The organism is Streptomyces sp. NPDC048370, assembly GCF_043200825.1.
Lineage (GTDB): Bacteria > Actinomycetota > Actinomycetes > Streptomycetales > Streptomycetaceae > Streptomyces.
In genome coordinates, this window is record NZ_JBICYI010000009.1 from 74,974 (window position 1) to 100,377 (window position 25,404).

Sequence of the window (25,404 nt, forward strand, 5' to 3'; positions counted from 1 at the left end):
AGCGGACGCTTCCCCCGGCGCGGGTACTCGCGGCCTGTCGCCGCGCGCCGGGGGCTGTGACGCTCGTCCACGGTGAACCGTTCTCAGACTGCGAGGTGGACGTGACCGGCACCCCACGCCCGGCAGGCCGTACGCGCCTGGCCAGACTGGCCGTCTCCGTGGCGGTGATGGTGCCGATGCTCGCGGTGAGCTCCCCGCGCGCCGCCACCCCCGCCGCCGTGCCCCTGCGCGCGGCGGCGGCCGCGGCCGACACCGGCCGCATCGTCTACGCGGGCACCGAGCACCGCTCCATCGGGCGCGTCACGGGCAACCCGGCCACCGGCGAACCGCTGCTCGGCCCCGGCCCGGCGCACTACGACACCGAGGCCTACGCCCGCGGCGACCAGGTCGTCTTCATCAGCCTCCGTGACGGCACGCGCCCCCAGGTGTACCTGCGGGACGGCGGCGGGGGCATCCGCAAGCTGACCTCCGAGCGCGACGCGGCCAACCCCGAACTCACCCCGGACGGCCGGTTCGTGGTCTTCGACTCCGCCGAACCCGGCATCGGCGGAACCCAGCGGGACCTCTGGATCGTGGGGACGGACGGAACCGGGGAGCGCCGCCTCACCGACTCCCCCCGCAGGAACGAGACCGCGCCCACCGTCTCGCCCGACGGCGCCAGGATCGCGTACGTCAGCGACGCCGACCCCCTGCGCGGCAAGCAGATCTACCGCCGGGCCCTCGACGGCGGCGCGTACGAAAGGATCAGCGACGGTCCGGCCGGCACCGCCGACGACCCCGCCTGGAACCCGGTCGACGACACCGTCAACCGCGACCTCGTCGCCTACACCCACACCGCCGCGCCCGGCACCGACCCGAGCGGCCCCCGGCTTCGGGTCACCTCGGGACCGGGTGCCGACGGCCCGCTTCTCTCCGGCGAACAGGCCGGCTGGAACACCCGCCAGGCCGCCTGGCAGCCCGACGGCGACACCATCCTCTTCCTCAGCATCAACGGGCCCTGCGGCTGCACCAACCCGTACGAAACCGTCTACCGGGCCGTCGCCCACTCCACGGAAACCGCCCAGAGCCTCCTCTACGAGGACCGGGTCGTCGACTCGCCGACCTGGCTCGGCCCGCAGAACGGCGGCACCGTCCTCGTCACCCGCACCACCGCGGAGGCCCGCAACCACGCGTACCTCCAGGACGTACGGCCCGACGGCTCCGACCCCCGCGACCTCGGCGTCAAGATCCTGCGCGAGGACCCCACCGCCCTGACCAACACCGACCCGGCGCGAGATCCGCTCTTCAACCCGCCCGGGACATACGACCCGTGGACCGAGCGGCAGAGCTACACCCCGGACGGCCGGCGGATCGTCGTCTCCCGCTTCCAGGGCGACCCCGAGACCGGCCGGATCGAGAAGATCTGGCTGACCGACGCCGACGGCTCGAACCCCACCCTCGTCCCGCTCGCCGGCCGCGGTGACAAGGACTGGGACACCGACCCGGCCTTCTCGCCCGACGGCAGGTTCCTCGCCTTCGCCCGCACCTCACCCGGCGGCGTCGGCTCGGCGTCGGGCCCGAGCCGCATCCTCATCGCCGACGCCAGGACCGGCGCGCTCGTCGGCCAGGTGCGCCCGCCCGCGGGACAGACCGGCGGCGACGCCCAGCCGACCTGGTCCTCGGACGGCAAGACCCTCGCCTTCACCCGTAACCAGGTCATCGACGGCGGGGGCGGCAACAAGCACATCTGGACCGTGCCCGCGGACGCCCTCGACCGGCAGCGGAACCTGAGCGCCGAACTCTGCCCGAGCAGCTGCCAGGTGATCGACGACAGCCCCGCGTTCTCGCCCGACGGCAAGCGCCTCGCCTTCAACCGCAAGGACGGCGGCGGCCGGGTCAACCAGCGCAACAGCGTCCTGGTGACCGACCTGACCTCGGGCGGCTGCCAGGTCCTCCTGCCGACCGGCCGCTCCGGCGACCCGGACGGCTGCCGCCGGGAGGTCCCCGACACCTCCGCCACCGGCCCGTTCCAGGCGCGTGACGTGGCCTGGTCGCCGGACGCGTCCCGGCTCGTGTTCAGCTCCCGCCGGGAGCTCGCGGTCAACTCGCCGGAGGCCCTGTCCACCGTCGAGATCGCCACGGGCGCCGTGACGTCCCTGACCGGTGCCCTCGCGGGCCGCCAGAAGGAGCCCGCGTACCAGCAGTCCGTCGACCTGACGGTGACCGCGCCGCCCACCGCGGACCCGGTGACCGAGGGCGGGGCCGGCACGGTGACGGTGACCGTCACCAACCAGGGCCCGTCCGCCTCGCCCGGCACCGTCTTCACGGCCGCCGCGCCCCCGGGCGTCCGCCTCGACGGGCTGACCCCGTCGAAGGGGCGGTGCGAGCCCGGGTCGCCGCAGTGCGAACTCGGCGTCCTCACGCCTGGCGAGAGCGTCTCCATCACCGTGCGGCTGACCGGCGTGACCCCCGGCGACCGGGTCGTCGACTGGTCCGTCACGGGCGCGGTCATCGACCGCAGCCCGACCGACAACACCAGCCGGACCCTCGTCCCCGTGGAGCAGGCCCCGGAGCCGCCGACACCGACACCGACCCCGACGCCGACGACGCCCACCCCGACCCCGCCGAAGCCGACCCCGCCGCCGCCCGCGCCGAAGGCCGGTCCCGCGCTGACCATCACCGCCCAGCCCGAACCCGGTTACGTCGGCGGCAAGGTGGTCCTCACGTACACCGTCCGCAACGGCCGGGAGGCCCTGGCCACCGGACTGACCCTGCGGCTCGGCCTGCCGCGCGGAATCCCGGCGGGCAAGGCTCCCGCCGGGTGCGCGAACAACGTGTGCGCCCTCGGCGACCTCGCCCCCGGCGCCTCCACCGTCGTCACGATCGTCCTGTCCCCGAACAAGGCCCTGACGACCACCGCCACCGGCCGGCTCACCACCTCCGGCACCGACGCCGATCCGTCCGACAACACGGCCCGCCAGCGCATCCGGATCCTCCAGCCCAAGATCATCGCCGTGCCGCCCATCGGCAAGCCGGGCTTCGTGACCTCCGTCCGCGGCAAGGACTTCCCGCCGGGCACGCCGGTGACGCTCAGCTGGAAGCCGGGCATCACCGCGGCCGCCGTGCCCACCGTCCCCCGCGCCGACGGGACGTTCATCGCCCAGCTGCTGATCCTCTCCAAGGACCAGACGGGACCGCGCGTCATCACCGCCAAGGGCGCCGGCTTCTCCCCGGTCACCACGCCCTTCCTCGTGGTCACGGGCAACGTCGCTCCGCCCGACGAGGTGGCCCGCCGGTGATCCACGAGATCGACGAGGGGGTCCGCCTGCTGCTCACCGAGTCCGGCCTCACGGAGAGCGGGGTCGACCTGGTCTTCGACCCGCCGACCCGGGAGTGGGCGGCCCGCCGCAACGCCCCGACGATCAGCGTCTTCCTCTACGACATCAAGGAGGACGTCGAACGGCGGCGGACCGGCAGGCTGGAGGAGTACGACGACACCGGACGGATCGTGGCCTACCGCACCCCGCCCCGCTGGTTCGACCTCACCTACCTCGTCACGGCCTGGACCAACCGGCCGCAGGACGAGCACCGGCTGCTCTCCGAAGTACTCCGGTGCCTGGCCCGCACGGACGTGCTGCCCGCCCGCCTGCACACCGGGACCCTGCTCCAACTGGGCCTCGCCGTGCCCATCGAGGTGGCCGGCGGCGCCCAGCAGGGCCGCTCGGCCGGCGACGTGTGGTCGGCCCTCGGCGGCGAGCTGAAGGCGGCGATCGACCTCAAGGTCCTCGCCCCGCTCGCGGGCGAGCCCATCGACGCCGCGCCGCCGGTCACCGAAGGGCTGCGGGTACGCGTCGCCCCGACGGCCGGCGACACCTCGGCGGACCCCGGCAGGCGCCTGCGCTACGACGGCACCGGCGACCCCGGTCCGCACGGCTTCGCCGGCCCCCGCGACAGGCCCGAGCCGACGCGCCGCCACCGGGGGCCGGTGCGGTGATCAAGGACGACGTACGGGCGTACGGGGACATGGACGTGGACGTGGACGTGAAGGTGAAGGTGATCGGGAGCAAGGGCGGGGACGCGGTCGTGGACCCGGTCGTGGAAAGGGACCCGGCCGGGCTCGCGTACCTCTGGGAGCGGCTCGCCCGCGTCGAGCAGCGGGTGCGCGACGCCGTGACGGCGCGCCACGCGACCGACCCGACCCCCGACGACCCGTACCGGGGCCAGTACCTCACCCCGGAAGGGGCGGAACGGATCCTGCGGGCCCCGGCCGCCTTCCACCCCGGTACGGCCTCGGCCACCGCCACCGCCACCACCCGCGCGGACGGGCCCGCGGCATCGCCCGGGTCGCGCCTTCGGCGACTCGCAGAGGACTTCCAACTGCTCCCGCAGGACGAGGAGTTGCTCCTCGTGGCCCTCGCCCCCGACGTCGACGCCCGGTTCGAGGCGCTGTACGGCTACCTCAACGACGACCTCACCCGGCGGCGCCCGACGATCGGACTCGCCCTCGACCTGTGCGGGCTGCCCGTCGCGGGCGCGGGGCGGTTCCGGTTCTCCGCCGCCTCGCCCCTCGTCGGGGGCGGACTCCTGGAGATCGCGGAGCCCGACCGTCCGTTCCTCTCCCGGACGCTCCGGGTCCCGGACCGGGTCGCCGCCCATCTGCTCGGCGACGACGAGCCGGACGCCCGACTGGCCGGTCTCGTCGACACGGGAGCCGGCGGCCCGGAGCCGGCCGAGGGCTACGAGGACACGGTGCTGCGCGTCGCGGAGGCCGCCGTCACCGGCCGCGGCCCGGTCCACGTGCGGTCCCGCGGCGGCGACGCCGGCCGGGTCGCCGTCGAGGCGCTCACGGCCGCAGGCCGCCGGCCCCTGGTCCTGGACATCGCCGCGCTCCCCGCCGACCCCGAGGTCGCCCGGGTGCCGCACCTCCTCGCGACCGAGGCCCGGCTGTGCGGCGGCGGCATCGTGGTCGGCCCGATCGAGGCGCTCGAACCCGAACGCCCCGAACGGGCCCGGTGGTTGCGCGAGCTGTGCGCCACCGCGACCGGCGTCCCTCTGATCACCTACGGGACCAAGAACTGGGACCCCCTCTGGTCCCGCCAGAGCCCGGTCCCCTTCACCGTCGGCCCGCCCACCGGCGGCCGCCGGGTCGCCCAGTGGCGCCAGGCGCTGACGGAGGCGACGGAGACGATCGGGGCGCCAGGTGCCGCTTCCGGCCTCGCGCCGCCCGGCGTCGCGCCCGTCGCCGTAGCGGGCGCCGTACCCAGCGCCGTACCCGGCGCCGCGCCCATCGCCGTCCCCGGCGACGACGAACTCGGCCCGGCCGTCGCCTCGTACCGACTCGACGCCGAGCAGGTGCGCAAGGCGGCCGCGGTCGCCGTCCGCGCGGCCGCGGCGGAGCGCCGCCCCGTCGGCCCGCAGGACCTGCGCGCCGCCGTACGCGGCCAGAACGGCGCCGGCCTCGAACGCCTCGCCCGCCGCATCGAACCCGGCGTCGGCTGGGACGACCTGGTGCTGCCCCCGCCCACCCGCCGCCAGCTCGGCGAACTCGCCCTGCGCGCCCGCCACCGCGACCAGGTCCTCGGCCAGTGGCGGATGCGCCCCGGCGGCGGACGCGGGCGCGGCGTGATCGCCCTGTTCGCGGGCGAGTCCGGCACGGGCAAGACGATGTCGGCGGAGGTCGTGGCCGCCGAACTCGGCATGGAGCTCTACGTGGTGGACCTCTCCACGGTCGTCGACAAGTACATCGGCGAGACGGAGAAGAACCTGGAGCGGATCTTCGTCGAGGCGTCCGAGGTCAACGGCGTCCTGCTCTTCGACGAGGCGGACGCGATCTTCGGCAAGCGCTCCGAGGTGAAGGACGCGCACGACCGCAACGCCAACATCGAATCGGCGTACCTGCTCCAGCGGATGGAGTCCTTCGACGGGATCGCCGTCCTCACCACCAACCTCCGGGCCAACCTCGACGAGGCGTTCACCCGCCGTATCGACGTGATCGCCGACTTCCCCATGCCCGACGCGCACCAGCGGCTGGCGCTCTGGGACCGCTGCCTGGGCCCCGAGATGCCCCGGGACGACGACCTCGACCTGGCGTTCTGCGCGGACCGCTTCGAGCTCGCCGGCGGCTCGATCCGTGCCTGCGCGGTGACGGCGGCCTACCTCGCCGCGGAGGCGGGCGGGCCGCTCGGGATGGCGCAGGTCGTCTCCGCCGTGCTGCAGGAGTACCGCAAGCTCGGACGCCTGGTCCTGGAGAGCGAGTTCGGCCCCTGGCTGAGGAGCGACCGGCCCCCGACGACCGGCTGAGGCGACCTCCGCGAAGGAGCCGGGGTGGCGGGTTGGCGAGGTCCCGAGGTGCCGTCGCGCCGGCGAGGCGGCCCGGGAATGTGGGCGATGGTGCACCCCACCTGCCCGTTCAGGCAGTGCCGTTGCCCTTCGGCGGGGACCTACGGGCCTATGACCAGGCACATCGCGCGCGTGAGACTCGGTGGTGACCCAGTGGCCACTTGAAGGAGCGAGTATGCCGTCGTACCTCACCCCGGGCGTGTACGTGGAGGAGGTGCAGTCCGGTGCGCGGCCGATCGAAGGTGTGGGCACCGCGGTTGCCGCCTTCGTCGGGTTCGCGGAGCAGGGGCCTTTCCACCGCCCGACCCTGGTGACCAACTGGGACCAGTACGTCCAGACGTTCGGCGGCTTCACGGAGGGCACCTACCTCGCCCACTCCGTCTACGGCTACTTCGCCAACGGCGGCGGTACGGCCTACGTCGTCCGCGTCGGCGGCCCGGCGGCCGACCAGGCCGACGCGGGACAGCCCGCCCTGCAGGCCCCCGCGCCCGTCGCGCTCGGCGGCTTCCTGGTGTCGGCCCGCGCCGGTGCCGGGGCGGAGGTCTCGGTGGAGATCGCCGACGCCGACGGCGAGAACCCGCCGGAGGACCGCTTCAAGCTGCTGGTCCGCCAGGGCGACAAGGTGGTGGAGACGTACGACGCCTCCGTCCGCAAGAACGTCAAGGGCTATCTGCTCAACCAGGTGCGCGGCTCCAAGGTCGTCCAGATCGCCGAGCAGCCGGGCACGGCGCAGACCAGGCCCGAGAAGCAGACCGTCGCGCTGGCGGCCGCCCCGGCCGCGACCCCGGCCGCCTCCGCCCCCGGCGGCGTCGCGCGGCTCGACCCGAACGAGTACGTGGGCGACGCCTCCGCCCGTACCGGCTTCGCCGGCCTGGAGGCGATCGACGAGATCACCATGGTCGCCGTACCGGACCTGATGAGCGCCCACCAGCGCGGCGCGATCGACGCCGAGGGGCTCCGTACCGTCCAGCTCGCCGTCATCTCCCACTGCGAGCAGATGGGCGACCGCGTCGCGGTCCTGGACTCCCCGCCGAACATGAACGCGCAGAGCATCCGTACCTGGCGCCAGGACGAGGCCGGCTACGACTCCCGCTACGCGACCCTGTACTACCCCTGGATCTCGGTCTTCGACCCGGCCACGGGCCGCAACACCACCGTCCCGCCCAGCGGCCACGTCGCGGGCGTCTGGGCGCGCAGCGACGGTGAGCGCGGTGTCCACAAGGCCCCCGCCAACGAGGTCATCCGCGGCGCCGTCGACCTGGAGATCCGCCTCAGCAAGGGCGAGCAGGACCTGCTCAACCCGATCGGCGTGAACTGCGTGCGCGCCTTCCCCGGCCGCGGCATCCGCATCTGGGGTGCCCGCACCCTGTCGTCGGACCCGGCCTGGCGCTACCTCAACGTCCGCCGGCTCTTCAACTACCTGGAGGAGTCCATCCTCCTGGGCACCCAGTGGGTGGTCTTCGAGCCGAACGACGAACGGCTCTGGTCCAGCATCCGGCGGAACGTCACCGCCTTCCTCAGCGAGGAGTGGCGGCGGGGCGCCCTGTTCGGGAGCACCGCGGCGGAGGCGTTCTACGTCAAGTGCGACCGCGACAACAACCCGCCGGAGTCGGTCGACCTCGGCCAGGTGATCTGCGAGATCGGTGTCGCTCCGGTCAAGCCCGCCGAGTTCGTGATCTTCCGGCTGTCCCAGTTCTCCGACAGCACCAGCCTCGTCAACGAGTAATTCGTCGACGGGCCAACGGGCCAACGGGACAGCACATAAACGGGCAAACGGGTACACGGGTAACAGGAAAAGGTGAAAGCAGTCATGGCAGAGGGCGACGCTCTTTCCACACATATCTTCGGCGTCCAGCTCGGCGGCTACATGGTCGAGTCGATCCAGGAGATCAGCGGCCTGTCCTACGAGGAGGACGTGGTCGAGGTCCGGCAGGTGACCCCCGACGGCAAGCTGCTCATCAAGAAGCAGCCGGGCGCGCGCCAGGCCGGTGAGGTGACGATCACCCGCGGCATGGACAAGAGCAGCGAGTTCACCAAGTGGGTCAAGGAGACGCTGGAGAACGGCGCGGTCGACTCCGCCCGCCAGAACCTCACGATCGAGGTCAAGGACGCGGCGGGCGAGACCGTCCGCCGCATCCAGCTCATGCAGGGCTGGGCGAGCAAGTGGGAAGGCCCCTCGCTCAAGGCCGGCGAGTCCAGCGCCGCCACCGAGACGGTGACCATCACCTTCGAGGAGATCGTGATCGAATGAGGCGCAGGACGGTCACTTCGGGCAACCTGGAGGAGCTCCTCGACGCCGTCTCGTCCGCCGCTCCGGCGGCCGCCCCCGCCCCGGCAGCCGCGCAGGCCCCGGGGCCGGCGCGGCAACGCGAGGAGTTCCGCACCGAGTTCACCTTCGAGCTGCCGCGCGGGTACGTCGACGACGAGGGCACGGTCCACCGCACGGGCTCCATGCGGCTCGCGACGGCCAGGGACGAGCTGCGTCCGCAGATCGACCTGCGGGTGAAGGAGAACCCGGCGTACCTGAGCGTGGTGCTGCTCAGCCAGGTGATCACCACCCTGGGCACGATCACCGACGTCCACGCCGGGGTCGTCGAGCGCATGTACGCCACGGACGTCGCCTTCCTCCAGGACTTCTACCGGCGGATCAACAGCGAGGGGCACACGCACGCCGCGGTGACCTGCCCGCACTGCCACAGCCCCTTCGAGGTGGACCTCTCGGGCGGGCGCCTGGGGGAATCGTGACGTACGCCCTTCCCCGGCTGCGGGAGGAGATCGCGTACGTCGCCTACCACTTCCACTGGCAGCGCGAGGACATCCTCGACCTCACCCACGCGGAGCGTCAGGAGTGGGTGCGGGAGATAGCGCGGATCAACACACGGGTGAACGAAGGCGGGTGAGGTGAGGGCATGGGCTTCTGGGACAGGTTGCGGAAGGGCGGCGGGTCTTCCACGTCGGCTGCGTCGGCCTCGCGGGACACGGCTGTACGGGAGCCCGCTCAGGCCACGTCTCCGCAGGCCCCGACGGGGATCCCGGACTGGGACGGCGGCTGGCGCGAGGTAGCCCCGGCGCCGGTCACCATCGCCCGCTCGACCCTGGGCGTGAGCGACGGGCTGCGCTTCCGCTCGGGCCTCGCCTCCTGGCAGAACCCGACGCTCACGGCGGACCTCGGCCACGGCCTCCTGCCGTCCGCGCCCGCCGGCCTGATCCACGGCGTCGCCCGCCCGTCCACACCCTCACGCCCGACCCCGTACGCGGGCGGCGGCCCGCTGCTGCTGCGTGCGGTGGGCGGGGAGCCGGAGCCGGAGGGCCCGGACCTGGGGTCCGACCTGGGTCCGGAGCGCCCGATCCAGAGGGCGGCGGCACCGGGCGCGGGCTCGGGGCCGGAAGCCTCGGATCCGCTGCTGGTGTCCCGGCGTACGACGCCGGCCGCCGAAGGGGCGAACCCGGATCCGGAGCACCCGATCCAGCGGACGGCGGCACGGGATGAGGGCTCGCGGCCCGAGGCCTCGGACCCGCTGGTGGTGTCTCGGCTCACGTCGCCGGCTACCGAAGGGGCGAACTCGGCGTCGGAGCACCCGATCCAGCGCGCGGCCGTACCGTCGGCGGACGGGACCGCCCCGGTGACGACCGCCCCCGTACTGGGCGCGGCCCCGGTGGTGTCCCGCCGCATCGCGGATTCCGGTACGCCGGGGGGCACCGCGCGCCCCGACGCGAACGGCCCCGACGCGAGCGGCTCCGACGCGCTGCCCGTCGTGGGCAGGGCGCCTCAGCCCTCCGGTACGAACGAGCCCAGCACCACGAGTCCGGCACCCCGGACCCCCGAGACGTCCGCCGCCCCCCGGCGGACTCGGCCGGGTTCCCCTGTCCGGCCGCGCCCGGTCGGCGCCCCGTTGGTCGTGGCCCGGCGCCCGGCGATGGCACCGCGTGTGCTCGCCGCGGTTCCGCCGCGCACACCGGCCACGGCCGCCGACCGGGCGACCGACGACGTACGGGAGAAGCCGGTCCCGTCCGCCCCGGCGGACCGGACCCCGCGTACCGCGACCCGCCCGGGCCTGGGTGAGCCGATCGGTGAACTGCCCGCCACGGCACGGAAGTTCGACGGCGGCACGACGCCCCCGACGTCGACCTCGACCCCGACCTCGACGGCGCCGACCGCGCCGGGCGTCGCCCAGGCGATGCCGGTCATGCGCCGCGTGACCGAACCCGAGACCCCGTCGACCCCGGCCCCCACCCCGACGCCTTCGCCCCGCCCGACCCGGTCCGGTCTCGGCGCGCCGCTCCGCGAACTCCCCCCGACGGCCTCCCTGCTGGGCGGCGGGTCGCCGATCCAGCGCCGCACGCTCCCGAACCGTGAGACCACCTCCACGAACACCCCGACGCCGCCCCAGCCCGGGGCGGACACTCCGGTGGTCCGGGTGCCCCGCACGGCCGAGGGCCCGTCCGGCCCGGGTGCCGTCACGCCCTCGACCGGTCCGGCCGTGCCTCCGGCGGTTCCGGTGTCCCGCGCGGTGGAAGGGCCGTCAGGCCCGGCGGCCGTCACGCCCCCGGGCGGGTCGACCGCCCCTCCGCCGGTTCCGGTGTCCCGCGCGGCGGAACACCCGTCCGGCCCGGGCCCACGCCCGGACGCTCTCGTACGGCCGGTGACGACCGGCCCGACCCCCGGAGCGCCGAAGGCCCCCTCGACCGGACCGACTTCGGCCGCCCCTGCGGTGCAGAGGGCGCCCCGCTCGGACACCCCTTCGTCAGCCTCCACCCCGGTGGTCCCGGAGCCGCTGACCGTGTCACGAGCGGTCGAGAGGACGAGCAGCCCGGACAGTGCCCCGATCCTCGGGGCGTCGGAGGGCCGCTCGGGCGCGTCCACCCCGGCGGACCCGGCGGTGGTCCCGCTCGCCGACCCGGCGGCGCCGCGGCCGGAGCCGATGGTCCCGGTGTCGCGCGCGGTCGACAGGACGAGCAGCCCGGACAGTGCCCCGATCCTCGGGGCGTCGGAGGGCCGCTCGGGCGTGTCCGCCCCGGCGGACTCGTCGCCGGTCCCGCTCGCCGACCCGTCAGAGCCCCGGCCGGAGCCGTTGACCGTGTCCCGTGCGGTGGAGAAGCCGTCCGGCGCGGAGGCCCGGCCGACGACGGGCCAGGTCGGCACCCCGCCGTCCGGACCGGCCGCCGCACGGAAGCCGGCCCCCGCCGACCGGACCGCCACCCCCGGCGTGAAGGCGAACCGGTCCACCCCCGTCGCCCCCTTCGTCCAGCGCTCCCGCCGACTGCTGGCCGACCGGCCGCTGGTCATCAGTACGCGCGTCGCCGAACGGTTCTCCGGGTCGGTACCCGCTCCCGCGGCGGCCGCGGCGCCCTCCCGCCCCGTGGTCGCGGCCACGTGGCGCAGGGACCCCGCACCCGAGACGCCGGCGGAGCCGGCTCCCGCGCGGGCGGCGTCCGTCCAGCGCGCCGCCGCACGCCCGAGCGGGCGCGGCGGCTCCCCGCCACGCCCGAGCGGGCGCGGCGGCTCCCCGACCGACCCGACCGCCCCGGCGGACCGCCCGGTCCAACGCGCGAGCCACCCGGAACCGGCGACGAAGCCCACCCCGACCACCCCCACCCCGACCACCCCCGCCCCACCGGTCGTACGCCTCGACCCGACCACCCCGTCGTCCCCCCGCCCCGCCCCCGTGCAGCGCCAGGCCGCCCAGCCGTTGACGTACACGAGAGGCGCAGGCCCCGTGGCCGAGCCGCCCGCGACGCCCGTCGTGCGGGCACCGGCGACAAACCGGCAGCTCCAGGCCAAGGCCGTTCAGCGGATGGCCGAGGCGGGGCTCAGCGGCGTCCCGGTGATCCCGATCGCCCGCGACGTGTCGCCCACGTCCACGTCGACCGGCACCTCGACGACCTCCACGTCCACCTCCACCTCGACGTCCACCTCGACGTCCAAGTCGACCTCCACCGGCACCCAGACCGGCCCGACCGTCCCCCGCGGCAAGGAGCTCGACGAGCTCGCGAGGGCACTGATCGACCCGGTGTCCCGGCTGCTCCGGAACGAGATGCGCCGCAGCCGGGAACGCACCGGCCGCCCTCACGACCACCGCCGCTGACCCGAGCCCGCACCAGGCACCAGCAGCACCCCCGCCGGACCCGCCGGACCGGCAGGGACCGCCACCCCGAACGAACACAGAACGCGCCCCCGGGCAAGGAGAAAGAGATGACGGACAGCATCGTCGCGACGAGCGTGTTCTTCCGGCTCGCGATCGGCGGCAACGACCTGGGCGCCTTCCACACCTGCTCCGGTCTCGGCGCCCAGGTGGAGATGGAGCAGTACGCGGAGGGCGGCAACAACGGCTTCGCCTGGCAGCTCCCCGGCCGCATCACCTGGTCCAACATCACCCTGACCCGTCCGGTGACCGCCGATTCCGCCAAGATCGCGCGCTGGTTCGACGAGATCATCCAGCGGGTCGAACCCAAGGACGGCGAGATCGTCGCGCTCAAGCCCGATCTCACCCCCATCGTGGGCTGGCAGGTGCTCGGCATCGTCCCGGTCAGCTGGCAGGGCCCGTCCTTCGACCCGGCCAACTCCCAGGCGGCGATCGAAACCCTGGAGATCGCCCACGAGGGCCTGCGCCCGTCCTGACGTCCGACACCGGCAGCCGAGAGGAGGTACGTACCCGATGGCACGCGGCCGAGCCAACCGCACCCAAGCCCAACTGACGATCATGGAACCGCCCGCGAAGGTCGGTGCCAAGCCCGGCGGCACCCTCGCCCGCGTCAAGCTCCAGTTCAACCCGTCGTCCTTGTCGATGAGCAAGACCACCGAGTGGCGGCGTACGCCCTCCCGGATGGCCGGCCAGTCGGCCCTGCCCGAGTTCGTCGGCAGCGGACCGCGGTCGCTCTCGCTGGAGGTCTTCCTCGACGCGACCGCGAAGCACGACAACTCCGTCGAGAACACCGTGCAGAAGATCATGATCGCCCTCGTGCCCACCAAGGCCAGCCTGGCCCGCAAGACACCGGCCAGCCCCTGGGTGCGGTTCGAGTGGGGCAAGTCGAAGACGACCTCCTTCGACGGCGTCCTCTCCAACTTCTCCGTCAATTACAGCCTCTTCGATGTCGACGGGAAGCCGCTGCGCGCCACCTGCTCGCTCTCCATCGAGGAGGCGAGCGTCGACCCGGCGGGCCAGAACCCGACGTCGGGCTCGCGCGAGGCGCGCCGTACGCACCGCGTCGTCGCGGGCGACAGCCTGCCGTTGCTCGCCTGGCGCGAGTACGGCGACGCCACCGCCTGGCGGGTCATCGCCGAGGCCAACGACGTCGACGACCCCATGGTGCTCGTGCCCGGCACGGAACTCGTCGTGCCCAGCAACGAGGACGAGACCCCCGAGGAGGGAGAATGAGTCCGAGCCGAGGCGGCCGGTCGTTCGCGGCCGACCCGATCGTCGAGGCCCCGGCCCCACTGCCGGACCCCTGGGTCAAGCAGTTGGTCAGCTGCGTGGTCGACGAGAACGTCGGACTGCCGGACACCGCCCTGGTGACGTACCGCGACCCGAACCACCACCTGCTCACCGAAACCAAGATCACTATCGGCACACAGCTGAAGATCTCGGTCGCGACCGCCCAGGCCGGGCAGTCCCATGTGCGGCTGTTCACGGGCGAGGTGACGGCGCTGGAGCTGGACACCGACGACACGGGCTCGTTCACGGTGATCCGCGCGCACTCCAAGGTGCACCGCCTCCAGCGTGGCCGCAAGGTCGTCGCGTTCCGCAACATGACGACGGCGGCCATCGTCAAGCAGATCGCCGCCGGGGCCGGACTGCCCGTCGGCAAGGTCCAGGCCGCGCGGGGCATGCACAAGCAGATCTCCCAACCCAACGTCTCCGACTGGGAGTTCCTCCAGTACCTGGCGGGGGAGAGCGGCGCCCAGGTGCGGGTCGACGAGAAGGGCATGCTCCAGTTCGTGAAGCCGAAGCCCGCCTCGGCCGCGCCGGCCCCGTCCACCCGGGCGACCGCGAGCCCGATGGTCCTGGAGTACGGCGCCAACCTGCACGCTCTCCGTGCCGTCCTGACGGCCGCCGACGGGGCGAGCAAGGTGAACGTGCGGGGCTGGAACATGAACACCAAGATGCCGCTGGTGGGGACCGCGGCCTCCGTCGCCAGCAAAACCCTCGTCCCGGGGCTCTCCCCGTCGAAGGCGTCCGCGTTCGGCAAGAAGGCGGAGATCACCGTCGCCGACACCCCGTACCGTACGAAGGCCGATACGAAGGCCGTGGCCGATTCCGTGGCCGAGTCGGTGAGCGCCGGGTTCGGCGAGTTCGAGGCGGTCGTCGACGGGAACCCCAAGCTTCGCGCGGGCACCCCGGTCACCCTCGGCAACGTGGGCAAGGACTTCTCCGGCCGGTACACGGCCACCGCCGTCCACCACGTCCTGGAGCCGGCGGGCGGCTACCGTACGACGGTCGTGGTCAGCGCCTCGCCCGACCGCTCCCTCCTCGGCCTCGCCTCGGGCGCCGAAGCGCCCGCACGCTCCGGGCGGATGCCGGGTCTCGCCATCGGCGTGGTCACCAACGTGCGTGAGGTGGGCCGTCAGCAGCGCGGCTGGGTGAAGCTGACGTTCCCCTGGCTCGACGAGACGTACGAGACGGACTGGGTACGGACCGTCCAGTGGGGTGGCAAAGGCGGCGGCGGGGTCTTCAGCCCCGAGGTCAACGACGAGGTCCTCGTCGGCTTCGAACAGGGGCTGCTGGACAGCCCGTACGTGATCGGCGGCCTCTACAACGGCGTCGACAAGCCGTCGAAGCACGACGTACCGCTCATCGACAAGACCAGCGGCAAGGTTCAGCGCCGTTCCCTGGTGTCCCGCTCGGGCCACCGCCTCGAACTGCTCGACACCAGGACCGGCGTCTCCGGGCTGCGCCTGGCCAGTGGCAACGGGCGACTGGAGGTGCAGCTCGACGAACGCCTCGACCAGATCGACGTCACCGTCTACGACCCGACAGGCAGAAGTCCGCTGACGTCGATGTCGCTGACCCCGAGGGAGATCACGCTGGACGCGGGCCTGGGCACGCTCAACCTGAACGGTCAGACCGTGAACATCAACGCCACGACCTTGATGAACATCGACGCCAAGACCTCGATGAACATCAGCGCCAAGACCGGGGTCACCGTCACCGGCGGGACGGCGGCGACGGTCAAGGCGGCGGTCATCAACCTCAACTGATCCGCCCACCGGGTTCCCCACCCCCGTACCGCTTCGACTTCGTCACCAGCAAGGAGTAAGTGAATGCCTCCCGCAGCGCGCGTAGGAGACCCCACGGCCCACGGCGGTGCCCTCGGCACCCCGCCGCCCGGGCCCTTCACCGCCAGGGTCGCCACCGTGTTCATCGGCGGCAAGCCCGCCGCGGTGACCGGAAGCGTGAACGTCTGTGGGCCGCACGCGTACCTGGCCCTCACCAACCTGGTCAAGCCGAGCCCGCAGGCCGCCACCCGCCGCGTACTGATCGGTGGGCTGCCGGCCGCCTGCGCGATGGACGACACGGTGTGCGGATCGAAGATCATGGCGGGTGCGCCGAACGTCTACATCGGGGGCCCGCTGTGAGCGAGCGGTTCATAGGCCGCGGTTGGGGCTTCCCCCTCAGGGTGAGCCCCACCGGCGGTATCGGGATGGTGGAGCGCGACCGGGAGATCGAGGAGGCCATCCGCCTCGTCCTGGGTACGGCACCGGGCGAGCGCCCGATGCGCCCCGAGTTCGGCTGCGGGATCCACGACTACGTCTTCGCGCCGGGCGACGACGAGACGGCCGGCCGCATCGGCCACGAGGTGCGGACGGCACTGGAGCGGTGGGAGCCGCGGATCGAGGTCGACGACGTGGTCGTCGCGTTCGACGCCGTGGACGAGGGTGTCTTCTACATCGACGTCCGGTACACGATCCGGTCCACCAACGACCTGCGGAACCTGGTCTTCCCGTTCTACTCCATCCCCTCCACCGAGGGCTCCGACGAGACGGGAGTGCGCTGATGGCGCTGCCCTCACCCCACCTGGACGACCGGCGCTTCCAGCAGCTCGTCGACGAGGCCAAGCGGTACGTGCGGCAGCGGACGCCGGAGTGGACCGACCACAACGTGTCGGACCCCGGAGTCACGCTGATCGAGACCTTCGCGTACATGGTCGACCAGCTGCTCTACCGGCTGAACCGGGTCCCCGAGAAGAACTACGTGGCCTTCCTCGACCTGCTGGGCGTCACGCTCTTCCCGCCGACGGCGGCCACCGCGGAAGTCGACTTCTGGCTGTCCGCGCCCCAGGCCGACACGGTGATGCTGCCGGCGGGCATCGAGGTGGCGACCGAACACGGCGGAACGGAGGAGGAGGTGGTCTTCGGCACCACCGCGGACCTGCCGATCGTGCCCAGCTCCCTGACCCGCCTGGTCACCGCCCCCGCGGGCGGCGAGCAGACCGACCGTACGGCCGCCCTCGCAGAGGGCCGGGACATCCCCTGCTTCCAGGCCGCTCCCGCCCCGGGGGACGCCGTGCTGTTCGGCCTGCCGACCGCGGTCCCGCGCTGCATCGTCGTCGTCCAGCTGGACAGCCGCGTCGAGGGCGTCGGTGTCGACCCGAGGCAACCTCCCCTGGTGTGGGAGGCCTGGGACGGCGCGCGCTGGGTGCTGTGCGAGACCGACTCGGACACCACGGGCGGCCTCAACCGACCGGGCGAGATCGTCGTGTTCGTACCGGCGGGCCACACGGCGTCGGTGCTCGCGGGCACGCGGGCGGGCTGGCTGCGCTGCCGGGTGGTCGCCCCGGAGGCGGGTCAGCCGTTCTACTCGGAGTCGCCGACCGTCCGTGAGGCGGAGGTGTTCACCGTCGGCGGGACGATGACGGTCGAGCACGCGGAGGTCGTGCACGACACGATGCTGGGCGCCTCCGACGGCGTGGCGGGCCAGCGGTTCCGCGTTCCGCGCCCGCCGCTGCTCCTGGACGGCGAGCCGCCGGTGGTCGAGGTGTCCTCGGCCGAGGGCTGGCAGACCTGGACGCCGGTCGACCACTTCGGCGACTCGACCCCCGCCGACCGGCACGTGGTCGTGGACGCCACGACCGGCGAGTTCACCTTCCCGCCCGCGCTGCGGGAACCGGACGGCACGCTGCGCACCTACGGCGCGGTCCCCGACCAGGGCGCCCAGGTGCGGATCCCGCGCTACCGCACGGGCGGCGGCGCCGCCGGCAATGTGGCGCGCGGCGCGATCTCGGTGCTGCGCAGCTCCGTCCCGTACATCGACCGGGTCGAGAACCGGGAGGCGGCGCGCGGCGGGGTGGACGGCGAGAGCGTCGACAACGCGAAGACGCGGGCCCCACACGTACTGCGGGTCCGGGACCGGGCGGTCACGGCGCAGGACTACGAGTTCATCGCGCGCGAGGCGGCCCCGTCGGTGAAGCGGGTGCGCTGTCTGCCCGCCGTGGCGGGGGAGGGCGGCGCGGTACGGGTCCTGATCGTGCCGGACGCGGTGGCGGACGAGGGCGACGACCGCCTCCGCTTCGAGCAGCTGATCCCCTCGGACCAGGTCCTGTCGGCGATCACGGCCCGCCTGGACGAGCGCCGCCTGGTCGGTACGCGCCTGGTGGTGGAACCGCCCGCCTACCAGGGCGTCACGGTGGTCGCCCGGCTGGTGGCCGAGGACCAGGACGTGGACCGGGTACGGGAGGCCGCGCTCGACGCGCTCTTCCGGCACCTGAACCCGCTGCACGGCGGGGCCGACGGCAGGGGCTGGCCGTTCGGCCGCCCGGTCCAGTACGGAGAGGTCTTCGCGGTCCTCCAACGGGCGGCGCAGAACGCCCTGGTGGAGGAGGTCCGCCTCTTCCCGGCGGACCCGGTGACGGGTCGGCGGGGCTCCCCGGTGGAACGCATAGACGTAGCACGCAACGCCCTCGTCTTCTCCTACCAGCACCAGGTGGTCGTGACCCCCGGGGACCTGGGCGGCGGATCATGACCAGAGCCGCGGTCCCCGGCCTGCCGAGCCGCCACCCGATCGGCGCCCTGCTCCCGGCCCTGTACGCGGACGACGACCTCGCGCAGCGCTTCACGGCGGGCCTGGACACGGTCCTGGCCCCGATCCTCTCGACCCTGGACAACCTCCCGTCGTACTTCGACCCGGCACTCACGCCCCCGGACTTCCTCCACTGGCTGTCGACCTGGCTGGGCGTGGACCTGGACGACGACTGGCCGGAGGAACTGTCCAGAACGGTCGTGGCCCGAGCGATGGAACTCCACCGCCGGCGAGGCACCCGCCGAGGCCTGGAAGAACGCCTGCGCCTGTGCCTGGGGGTGGAGGCCCAGATCATCGACGGCGGCGGAGCAACGTGGTCGAACACCCCGAACGCGACGCTCCCCCCACCCCCCACGGGCGAACTCCTGGTCCGCGTCAGGGGCCCGGTGGACACCCGCCAGGTCCTGGAGGTGGTCCAGGCCTCCTGCCCGGTCCACCTCACGTGCCGAGTGGAGATCGTGACGGGCGAGCCGGACGAGGAAGGCAACTGACATGCGCGTCTGCCCGGACTGCGGCACGGCGAACGGCGACACGGACGACTTCTGCGGGAACTGCGGGGGGTACGTGGGCTGGTCGAAGGAGGAGGAGAAGGAGCGGGAGAGGGAGCAGGACCGGGACCGGGACGGGGACCGGAACCGGGACGGGGACCGGGACCGGGACCGCCGGAGGACGCGGGAGGAGGAGGAACCACCGTCAGACTTCCCCCAGCTCCCCGCTGCGACCCCGGACGTCCCGACGGCATTGCCGACGGAACTGACGGGAGGGTTCCCGGCCGGACTGGGCCTCCCGGCGGACGTCCCGACGCAGCCCGAGCCGGGCTTCTTCCGGGGACTTCTGAGAGGCTTCCAGTCGGAGCTCCCGGTGGAGATCCCGTCGGACGCGTCAGGGGAGGGGCCGGCTGAGGAGGAGGCAGAGGAGGAGCGGCGCAGGCCCCCGGCTCGGACGACCAGCCCGCCCCCCACGCTTCCACCCCGCCCCACGCACAGCCCCACCCCACCCACCTCACCCACTCCACCCACTCCACCCACTCCACCCACTCCACCCACTCCACCCACACCCACGTCCGCCCCCATCGCGGCGCGCAGGCCGGTCCCGGTCCCCGCAGCACCGGAGGAACCCCCGGCGGGACCGGTGGGAGCGGTGAAGCCGGCGAAGCCGATGGCGCAACGCCCGAAGGTACGTAAGTCGTCGTCGGAGACACAGCAGGGCCCGCCCTGCCCCCAGTGCGGCACGGCGAACGCCCCGGACCGCCGCTTCTGCCGCCGCTGCGCGGCCCCGCTGCGCCCGACGGCGCGGGTGGTGCCACTGCCGTGGTGGCGGACGGTGTGGCCGTTCCGCCGCAGGGCGCGTTCGGGATCGGGCGTGTGGGTACGCCGCTCGGTGATCGCGCTGGTGCTGGTCGGCCTCCTGGTGGGCGGCTACTTCCTGATCCCGGCGGGCCGCTGGCTGTACGAGGACGTACGGGACAAGCTCGGCAAGGCGACGCCGATCACCCCGACATCGACAAAGGCCACTGCGTCGGTCAGGGGCCACGGTGGAGCCCTGGCGACGGACGGCCTGAGCAACACGTACTGGGGCGCGCCGAAGGTCGGCGACGCGCTGTCGTTCGAGTTCCGCGCCCCGTTCCGCCTGGTGGACGTAGTGATCCACACGGGCGCATCGGCGAAGACGGAGACGTTCCGCAACCAGGCCCGCCCGACGAAGGCGGACCTGGTGGTGACGGCATCGGACGGCAAGGTCCACAAGAAGTCCATCACCCTGGCGGACAAACCGGGCCCCCAGACGATCCAGACGGGCTACAGCGACGTCGTCTCGATCCAACTGACCCTCCACGAAACAGCGGGCCTCACCGAAGGCCGCCACATAGCCCTGGCGGAGGTCGAGTTCTTCAAACGCTCGTGAACCACCCCCGACCTGGCAAGATCGGGGAAGCGGAGCAGTCACGTAAGCGGTCGGGTGAGGGGGAGGCTCGATGGGAAGCCAGTTGCGTGTGGGGGATGTGTATCGGTCTGCTCGGAACAGGGATCCGTCCCTCGAGCGCATCGACGGCCATCCGAACATCCACCACGCGACGGCCTCCAGGACGCTCGCCCAGATTCAGCTGAGCAAAGGCATCAACCCGATCGCGAAGGTCAAGGCCGCTCACGGGCGACGCCGGCCGGCCGTCCTGATCCGTTCCAGCACCTGGAAGGCCGGAACTCCCGAGACTCCTTGGCACGACTCGATCGACCTGGACCGTGGCCGCGTGACCTACTACGGGGACCACAGGGTCGATCACACGGTGCCGGTGGGAAGTACCCAGGGGAATGCCGTCCTGCTGGAGGCGCTTGAGGAACATCGGGCCCCGACCGCGGAGCAGCGTGCACTGGCCGTGCCGCTGCTGATTTTCGAGGCGGTGCCGCGCAACGGAACGCAGAAGGGCTACGTCAAGTTCTGTGGTGTCGCCGTCATCGAGGGCGCCGAGCAGGTCGAGCAGAAGACGAAGGACGCGCGCTACCCCAACTATCGCTATGACCTCGCAGTCCTGGACCTGCGCGCCGAAGACGACCAGCTCGACTGGGCATGGATCGAAGCCAGGGGTACCGCCGGGCTGTCATCCGAGGACACACTCGAACGAGCTCCCCGTTCTTGGCGTCAGTGGGTGGAGCAGGGGCACGCCGTGCTGCCTCACATCAGGCGGCAGACCCCCGGGACGGAGCGAGAGAGCGCATCGGCCCGAACTCTCCCCGAGGACGGCCGCGAGTCCATGGCCCTGTTTCCCTACCCTCGCCGCGCGGACGATACCGCCCCTGCATCTTCCGCACGGACGGGGCTGTCGGCGGAGCTGACGGTGAGCGAGCTCATGCACAGACTGAAGACCCTCAAGGTCCACCGGAGAAACGGCCGACAAAGCAGGCACAAGCCGCTGGCTCTTCTCTGGGGGATCTCCAGAGTGGCGACCGGGAAGCCTCACCTGGCACCTTGGCAACAGTTCCGCGACGAGGTGGGAGGGCTGATGGCCGAGTTCGGCCTGCCCGACTCGTCGATCACCCCTGAGTATCCGTTCTGGCACCTGCAGACGAGCCACCTGTGGGACGTCCATGGCGTTCGACCGGAGCAGGATGCTGTTGCTCGCGCGGCAACGTTCGACAGGCTCAACCCCGAGGGCGGAGTGTCCAAGCAGGCCGAGCGACTGTTGGGCGACCCCTTCGTACGATCTCAGGCCGTCGCCGTTCTGCGAGAGACCTACCTCGCCGATGTCGATCAGGGCGCTCTGATGGCACGCCTGGGGCTTGCCGGCCAGGAGAGCGCAAGCGGCGTCGACGAATTCATGGAGGAGTTGGAGAAGAATCAAGGCCCCACCGCACGGCGCACGGTCGCCGCCTCACGTCCCGTCCGCGACACCGCTCTGACGGTCAAGGTGAAGAGGCTGCACCGTGACAGCTGCCAGGTTTGCGGCCTTCGGCTGGCGACCCGGTTCGGTACCTACAGCGAGGCAGCCCACATCCGTGGACTGGGGCGTCCGCACAACGGCCCCGATGTACTGGAGAACCTGCTCGTTCTGTGCCCCAACCATCACGTCCAGTTCGACGGTCTGGCGCTGTACATCGACGCCGAAGGTACCGTTCGCTCGACCGCGGACGACATCACCATCGGTCAACTCCGACGACACCACGCCCACCGGATCAGCGAAGCGCACCTTCGCTACCACCGGGCCTTGTGCGGCAGGGACCTGGTGGACCATGACGAACAGGAAGACCTCGCTGCCATCGAGGGGCAACAGAGCTAGCTGAAGAGCTGTTGCCCGTGCTCGACGGCCGCACTCTCGGCCTGCGCGAAAGCCTGCTTGGCGTCCTCGGCAGCACTGTCGGCGGCGACAAGGTTGGCCGGCTCCTGTGCGGCTGCCGCCTTGGCAGCCTTCCGTGCCCGCTTCTTCGCCCTGCGCACCGCCGCGATCTGCTCGCTGAACGTCTTCCGATAGGCGAGCGATTCGGCCCTTCGGGCCGGCTCCAGGGCTGCCCGTCGGGCAGGGGAGGAGCCGTCGGTCCGCAGACAGATCCACTGACTTCCGTTGGTGAGCTCCATGTCGCCCAACTCCAACGCGCGTTCTCGGCTGGCCTTCCAGTGGCCGTTGAGAACCTCGAAGCCTTCTTCGAGCAACTTCCGGCGAGTCTCGCCACGGAATCGACGTGCCTCGTCCACCTGCTGGCCGATGGACTCGATGGTGTGCCGGTGGATGATCATGCCTTCGCAGCGCTTGAAGAGTTCCAATGCCCGCGCGTCGCCGCCTCGTGGCGCGAGAATGGCATCACGGTCCTGCTTGCGTAGACTCATCAGGAAGTTCTCGGGGACCGGCGTCCCGGGCTCGACAAGCCAGCGGATCTCGCTCATGCCGCCCGGACTCTGAATAGTGCGCTTCAGGTCCCGATTTCCGCCCACAAGGATTTCATCCCTGATACGCAGAAGGCCGACTGCCATCTCGCCGGTGACGTCATCGCCGTGCACCAGCAGGCAGATGTGGCCCACGGCCTCAGGCGGTATCTGCCAACCGCCGAAGTTGCGAGACCACTTGCAGTCGACATCGACACCGAGGACATCGAAGTCCATGCCGGCGGAACCTTCGGCCAGCTGGTATCCGTCCCGCACGATGTTCTCGATGTTGACGCCGAGGTAGCCCTTCTCCTGGTCGTTGCACTGGTCGAGCGTCCAGCGTCGTGTCCGAGGAGTGGCGATGACTTCGTCCGTGGCTTTCCGGATGAAGGCGCCCATACGACTGGTCACATCTGAAGAGAAGAACGCAAAGGCAGTATCCAGCTCCAGGTCGGTTCCGTGTGTTTCCGGAACGGACTCTCCGGCTGCGTTCGCCGATTCCAACCCGAAGAGGAGTTGCTCATCCATGATCGATTGGCTCCACGGTCGTCAGTGTGTTGTGGGCAAGCGACGGCCCACGTGCACCGGATGGGCGTGAGAGGAGAGGAGAGGGCGTTGATGGCGGGAAGGATGCACAGACCCTGCGTTCGCTTCGCTATACGGCATCCGCCATGACGGGTTGCGGCACGACCTCGGCGCTGCCTTCCTCTTCGGCAGGGCCCTTGGGCCTCCATGTCTGGACCTTGCTCAGTACATCGTCAGTCGGAGGTTCCCAGCCGAACGCGGCGCAAAGAACGTGCATGGCGAGGCGAGGAGGAACGGCATTTCCGATTTGCTGGCCCACATCCTTGCCCGACCACGGGTAGTCCGTGGGGAAGGTCTGCAGGCGACCTGCTTCGGAGAACGAGAACCGGTCCATCTCTGCTCCGTCGAGTGAGACCACCCGGTTGCGCGTGATTTTGCCGGTGACGGTGGCCGAGGGCTCCCACGACCCACGCCGGCCACGTGCCTTGGGGTCTCCGCCGGTCCCGTAGTTCGAGATGACGAGGAAGGGTGACTCTCGGCGCAGGACGTCGTTCATCGTCCGCCAGGGGGCCAGACTGCTGTCCCCGGAGTCACGGGGAACGCCCTTGCGGTAGGTGCGATGTGTGGGGGCGGGGAGCTTCACGGACTCAGGTCCCAAGCGAGCAATGAGAACTGCCCTCTTGCGAGTCTGGGGTACTCCGTAGGCCTCCGTGCGCAAGAGCCCGCAGTCCACCGAATAGCCCTCGCTGTGCAAGGCCTTGGCATAGGCCTCCCATACCGGGAGCACTGCGGGGACCTGCTCGAGGACGATGGCGCGGTACGGCTTGCCGAGATCGTCGATCGCTTCCAGCGCCCAACGAAGTGGCTCCAGCACCAGCCCGGTCCGCTCGTCCTCCAACTTGGAGAGGTCCTTTGCGATCTCCTCGCGGTCCTCTCTTGCCACCATGCGCTCGACGAAAGCCAGAACGTCGTCGAGGGCCCTGCGTCCTGCGCCTGTCCCTGCGACGGTGAAGGTCTGGCACGGAGGACCGCCCGCGAGGACGTCCGCGTCGGGAAACAGACCGGGCCCGTACCGTCGTACGTCACCCTCGACGGTCTCCAACCCGGCCGCGCGACGCGTTGCGCAGGCAGCGGAGTCCCACTCCACGCCCACCGTTGCCATGCCGAGCTTCTCGGCGGCAACGTCGAGCCCGCCAGGGCCGGCGAACAGGTCAACGATCTGGACGGGATGCACGTGCTCTCCACAGGGTGTCGGCATGGGGCCGTTCGAGCCAGGATCGCCGGCACCTGAACAGCGCACATCAGAGTAACGCGCACCTCTGACAGCGCCGCTGGTTCGAGGAACGGTGGACGACGTGTTGGCCAACCTCGCCACGCCCACCCACGCAAGAAGACCCCGTCCTCAGCGCTAACGCTGGTGGCGGGGTCTTTAGGCACTTCCTGCGAAGTGCCCCCGGCAGGATTCGAACCTGCGCACACGGCTCCGGAGGCCGTTGCTCTATCCCCTGAGCTACGGGGGCGTCCGCCGCGTTCGGCGGCGACGGGTAGAACCCTACCAGCATCCGAGCGGTGCCTGTGAACAGGTATTTCCGTCGAGTCACCGACCCCCCGTTCCCCCTCACGGGTCGGAAGTGGGCAAAACCCGGACGCAGCCACTTCCGGCGACCTACTCTCGTCGTGTGTCAGGCATGTCCGGTCGGGTGCTCGTTGTCGATGACAACCGGGTGATCCGGCAGTTGATCAGGGTCAATCTCGAGCTTGAGGGCTTCGAGGTCGTGACCGCGGCCGATGGTGCCGAGTGTCTGGATGTCGTGCATCAGGTGCAGCCTGATGTCGTCACCCTCGACGTCGTCATGCCCCGGTTGGACGGGTTGCGCACCGCCGAGAGGCTGCGGTCCGATCCGCGCACCAGTCATCTGCCGGTCGCCATCGTCAGTGCCTGCACCCAGTACGAGATGGACAGCGGTGTCGCCGTCGGCGTCGACGCCTTCCTCGCCAAGCCCTTCGAACCCGCCGAGCTCGTACGCGTCGTACGCAAGCTCATGCACCGCGACGGGCGGGAGCCCGGGCAGCGGCGTGGCGGACAGGAGGGGCCGTCGGGGGTCGACGGGGTCGATGGAAGACGCGACGACCGGCACGACGGCAGACGCGATGTCCCCGACGATGGCCGACTCCACGACGGGCCCTGTGGCAGAGA

General features: G+C 71.8%; 19 protein-coding genes, 1 tRNA gene and 1 pseudogene. 18 read left to right on the forward strand and 3 right to left on the reverse strand.

Annotated features, from left to right (window positions below):
• Positions 1–101: 101 nt before the first annotated feature.
• The 17 genes from ACGFYP_RS20540 (at position 102) to ACGFYP_RS20620 (ending at position 22,101) form a co-directional block, all read left to right on the forward strand.
• Entirely contained in the window at positions 102–3,278 is a 3,177-nt protein-coding gene (locus ACGFYP_RS20540) for a hypothetical protein (RefSeq protein WP_393495270.1), read from the forward strand.
• Positions 3,275–3,973: a DUF4255 domain-containing protein gene (locus ACGFYP_RS20545; RefSeq protein ID WP_393495273.1), complete on the forward strand. Its 699-nt coding sequence runs from the start codon at positions 3,275–3,277 to the stop codon at positions 3,971–3,973. The genes ACGFYP_RS20540 and ACGFYP_RS20545 overlap by 4 nt, the downstream gene beginning before the upstream one ends.
• Before the next feature lie 29 nt (positions 3,974–4,002).
• Positions 4,003–6,279 (forward strand): ATP-binding protein, encoded by a 2,277-nt coding sequence (locus ACGFYP_RS20550; protein WP_393495766.1) that lies wholly within the window; start codon positions 4,003–4,005, stop codon positions 6,277–6,279.
• Between the two features lie 214 nt (positions 6,280–6,493).
• On the forward strand, positions 6,494–8,044 hold the full coding sequence (locus ACGFYP_RS20555; RefSeq protein WP_393495276.1) for a phage tail sheath family protein: 1,551 nt from the start codon (positions 6,494–6,496) through the stop codon (positions 8,042–8,044).
• Between the two features lie 84 nt (positions 8,045–8,128).
• Entirely contained in the window at positions 8,129–8,569 is a 441-nt protein-coding gene (locus tag ACGFYP_RS20560) for a phage tail protein (RefSeq protein WP_361959700.1), read from the forward strand.
• A complete protein-coding gene (locus tag ACGFYP_RS20565) occupies positions 8,566–9,063 on the forward strand; it encodes a hypothetical protein (RefSeq protein WP_393495280.1) in 498 nt (165 codons plus the stop codon). Before ACGFYP_RS20560 ends, ACGFYP_RS20565 begins: the two co-directional genes overlap by 4 nt.
• A complete protein-coding gene (locus ACGFYP_RS20570; RefSeq protein ID WP_176729256.1) occupies positions 9,060–9,218 on the forward strand; it encodes a DUF6760 family protein in 159 nt (52 codons plus the stop codon). Before ACGFYP_RS20565 ends, ACGFYP_RS20570 begins: the two co-directional genes overlap by 4 nt.
• Before the next feature lie 9 nt (positions 9,219–9,227).
• Positions 9,228–12,404 (forward strand): hypothetical protein, encoded by a 3,177-nt coding sequence (locus ACGFYP_RS20575; protein WP_393495284.1) that lies wholly within the window; start codon positions 9,228–9,230, stop codon positions 12,402–12,404.
• A 107-nt stretch (positions 12,405–12,511) separates the two neighbouring features.
• Positions 12,512–12,937 carry a phage tail protein gene (locus ACGFYP_RS20580; RefSeq protein ID WP_361959691.1) on the forward strand — a complete coding sequence of 142 codons (426 nt, stop codon included), beginning with the start codon at positions 12,512–12,514 and terminating at the stop codon, positions 12,935–12,937.
• Positions 12,938–12,974: 37 nt separating this feature from the next.
• Positions 12,975–13,694: a peptidase M23 gene (locus ACGFYP_RS20585; RefSeq protein ID WP_393495289.1), complete on the forward strand. Its 720-nt coding sequence runs from the start codon at positions 12,975–12,977 to the stop codon at positions 13,692–13,694.
• Positions 13,691–15,514 (forward strand): VgrG-related protein, encoded by a 1,824-nt coding sequence (locus ACGFYP_RS20590; protein WP_393495292.1) that lies wholly within the window; start codon positions 13,691–13,693, stop codon positions 15,512–15,514. Before ACGFYP_RS20585 ends, ACGFYP_RS20590 begins: the two co-directional genes overlap by 4 nt.
• A gap of 63 nt (positions 15,515–15,577) precedes the next feature.
• Entirely contained in the window at positions 15,578–15,892 is a 315-nt protein-coding gene (locus ACGFYP_RS20595; protein ID WP_361959682.1) for a PAAR domain-containing protein, read from the forward strand.
• A gap of 65 nt (positions 15,893–15,957) precedes the next feature.
• Positions 15,958–16,311, forward strand: coding sequence for a GPW/gp25 family protein (locus tag ACGFYP_RS20600; protein WP_393495769.1), 354 nt, complete (start codon positions 15,958–15,960; stop codon positions 16,309–16,311).
• A complete protein-coding gene (locus ACGFYP_RS20605) occupies positions 16,311–18,275 on the forward strand; it encodes a putative baseplate assembly protein (RefSeq protein ID WP_393495295.1) in 1,965 nt (654 codons plus the stop codon). The genes ACGFYP_RS20600 and ACGFYP_RS20605 overlap by 1 nt, the downstream gene beginning before the upstream one ends.
• The gene (locus ACGFYP_RS20610) at positions 18,272–18,823 is read left to right on the forward strand and encodes a phage tail protein I (RefSeq protein WP_393495298.1); all 552 of its coding nucleotides are present in this window, start codon (positions 18,272–18,274) and stop codon (positions 18,821–18,823) included. The genes ACGFYP_RS20605 and ACGFYP_RS20610 overlap by 4 nt, the downstream gene beginning before the upstream one ends.
• Positions 18,824–19,472: 649 nt before the next feature.
• Positions 19,473–20,234, forward strand: a complete 762-nt coding sequence (locus ACGFYP_RS20615) for a zinc ribbon domain-containing protein (RefSeq protein ID WP_393495301.1) — start codon at positions 19,473–19,475, stop codon at positions 20,232–20,234.
• Positions 20,235–20,304: 70 nt separating this feature from the next.
• The gene (locus ACGFYP_RS20620; protein ID WP_393495305.1) at positions 20,305–22,101 is read left to right on the forward strand and encodes an HNH endonuclease; all 1,797 of its coding nucleotides are present in this window, start codon (positions 20,305–20,307) and stop codon (positions 22,099–22,101) included.
• Here the strand turns inward: ACGFYP_RS20620 and ACGFYP_RS20625 are convergent.
• The 3 genes from ACGFYP_RS20625 to ACGFYP_RS20635 all read right to left on the reverse strand — a co-directional run bounded on the left by ACGFYP_RS20625 (position 22,098) and on the right by ACGFYP_RS20635 (position 24,727).
• Positions 22,098–23,210, reverse strand: coding sequence for a NaeI family type II restriction endonuclease (locus ACGFYP_RS20625; RefSeq protein WP_393495308.1), 1,113 nt, complete (start codon positions 23,208–23,210; stop codon positions 22,098–22,100). The genes ACGFYP_RS20620 and ACGFYP_RS20625 overlap by 4 nt on opposite strands.
• Before the next feature lie 127 nt (positions 23,211–23,337).
• On the reverse strand, positions 23,338–24,441 hold the full coding sequence (locus ACGFYP_RS20630) for a DNA cytosine methyltransferase (RefSeq protein WP_393495311.1): 1,104 nt from the start codon (positions 24,439–24,441) through the stop codon (positions 23,338–23,340).
• A gap of 214 nt (positions 24,442–24,655) precedes the next feature.
• Positions 24,656–24,727: transfer RNA gene (locus ACGFYP_RS20635), tRNA-Arg, on the reverse strand.
• Between the two features lie 159 nt (positions 24,728–24,886).
• Between ACGFYP_RS20635 and ACGFYP_RS20640 the strand changes: the two are divergent.
• Positions 24,887–25,330: pseudogene (locus ACGFYP_RS20640) on the forward strand (response regulator); the annotation flags it as partial.
• Positions 25,331–25,404 lie beyond the last annotated feature (74 nt).

What these genes read in the sequence shown, in the direction of transcription:
- ACGFYP_RS20550 (WP_393495766.1), top strand. Translation starts at nt 4,003, where the DNA reads ATGGACGTGGACGTGGACGTGAAGGTGAAGGTGATCGGGAGCAAGGGC.
- ACGFYP_RS20555 (WP_393495276.1), top strand. Translation starts at nt 6,494, where the DNA reads ATGCCGTCGTACCTCACCCCGGGCGTGTACGTGGAGGAGGTGCAGTCC.
- ACGFYP_RS20560 (WP_361959700.1), top strand. Translation starts at nt 8,129, where the DNA reads ATGGCAGAGGGCGACGCTCTTTCCACACATATCTTCGGCGTCCAGCTC.
- ACGFYP_RS20565 (WP_393495280.1), top strand. Translation starts at nt 8,566, where the DNA reads ATGAGGCGCAGGACGGTCACTTCGGGCAACCTGGAGGAGCTCCTCGAC.
- ACGFYP_RS20575 (WP_393495284.1), top strand. Translation starts at nt 9,228, where the DNA reads ATGGGCTTCTGGGACAGGTTGCGGAAGGGCGGCGGGTCTTCCACGTCG.
- ACGFYP_RS20580 (WP_361959691.1), top strand. Translation starts at nt 12,512, where the DNA reads ATGACGGACAGCATCGTCGCGACGAGCGTGTTCTTCCGGCTCGCGATC.
- ACGFYP_RS20585 (WP_393495289.1), top strand. Translation starts at nt 12,975, where the DNA reads ATGGCACGCGGCCGAGCCAACCGCACCCAAGCCCAACTGACGATCATG.
- ACGFYP_RS20590 (WP_393495292.1), top strand. Translation starts at nt 13,691, where the DNA reads ATGAGTCCGAGCCGAGGCGGCCGGTCGTTCGCGGCCGACCCGATCGTC.
- ACGFYP_RS20595 (WP_361959682.1), top strand. Translation starts at nt 15,578, where the DNA reads ATGCCTCCCGCAGCGCGCGTAGGAGACCCCACGGCCCACGGCGGTGCC.
- ACGFYP_RS20600 (WP_393495769.1), top strand. Translation starts at nt 15,958, where the DNA reads ATGGTGGAGCGCGACCGGGAGATCGAGGAGGCCATCCGCCTCGTCCTG.
- ACGFYP_RS20605 (WP_393495295.1), top strand. Translation starts at nt 16,311, where the DNA reads ATGGCGCTGCCCTCACCCCACCTGGACGACCGGCGCTTCCAGCAGCTC.
- ACGFYP_RS20610 (WP_393495298.1), top strand. Translation starts at nt 18,272, where the DNA reads ATGACCAGAGCCGCGGTCCCCGGCCTGCCGAGCCGCCACCCGATCGGC.
- ACGFYP_RS20620 (WP_393495305.1), top strand. Translation starts at nt 20,305, where the DNA reads ATGGGAAGCCAGTTGCGTGTGGGGGATGTGTATCGGTCTGCTCGGAAC.
- ACGFYP_RS20625 (WP_393495308.1), bottom strand. Translation starts at nt 23,210, where the DNA reads ATGGATGAGCAACTCCTCTTCGGGTTGGAATCGGCGAACGCAGCCGGA.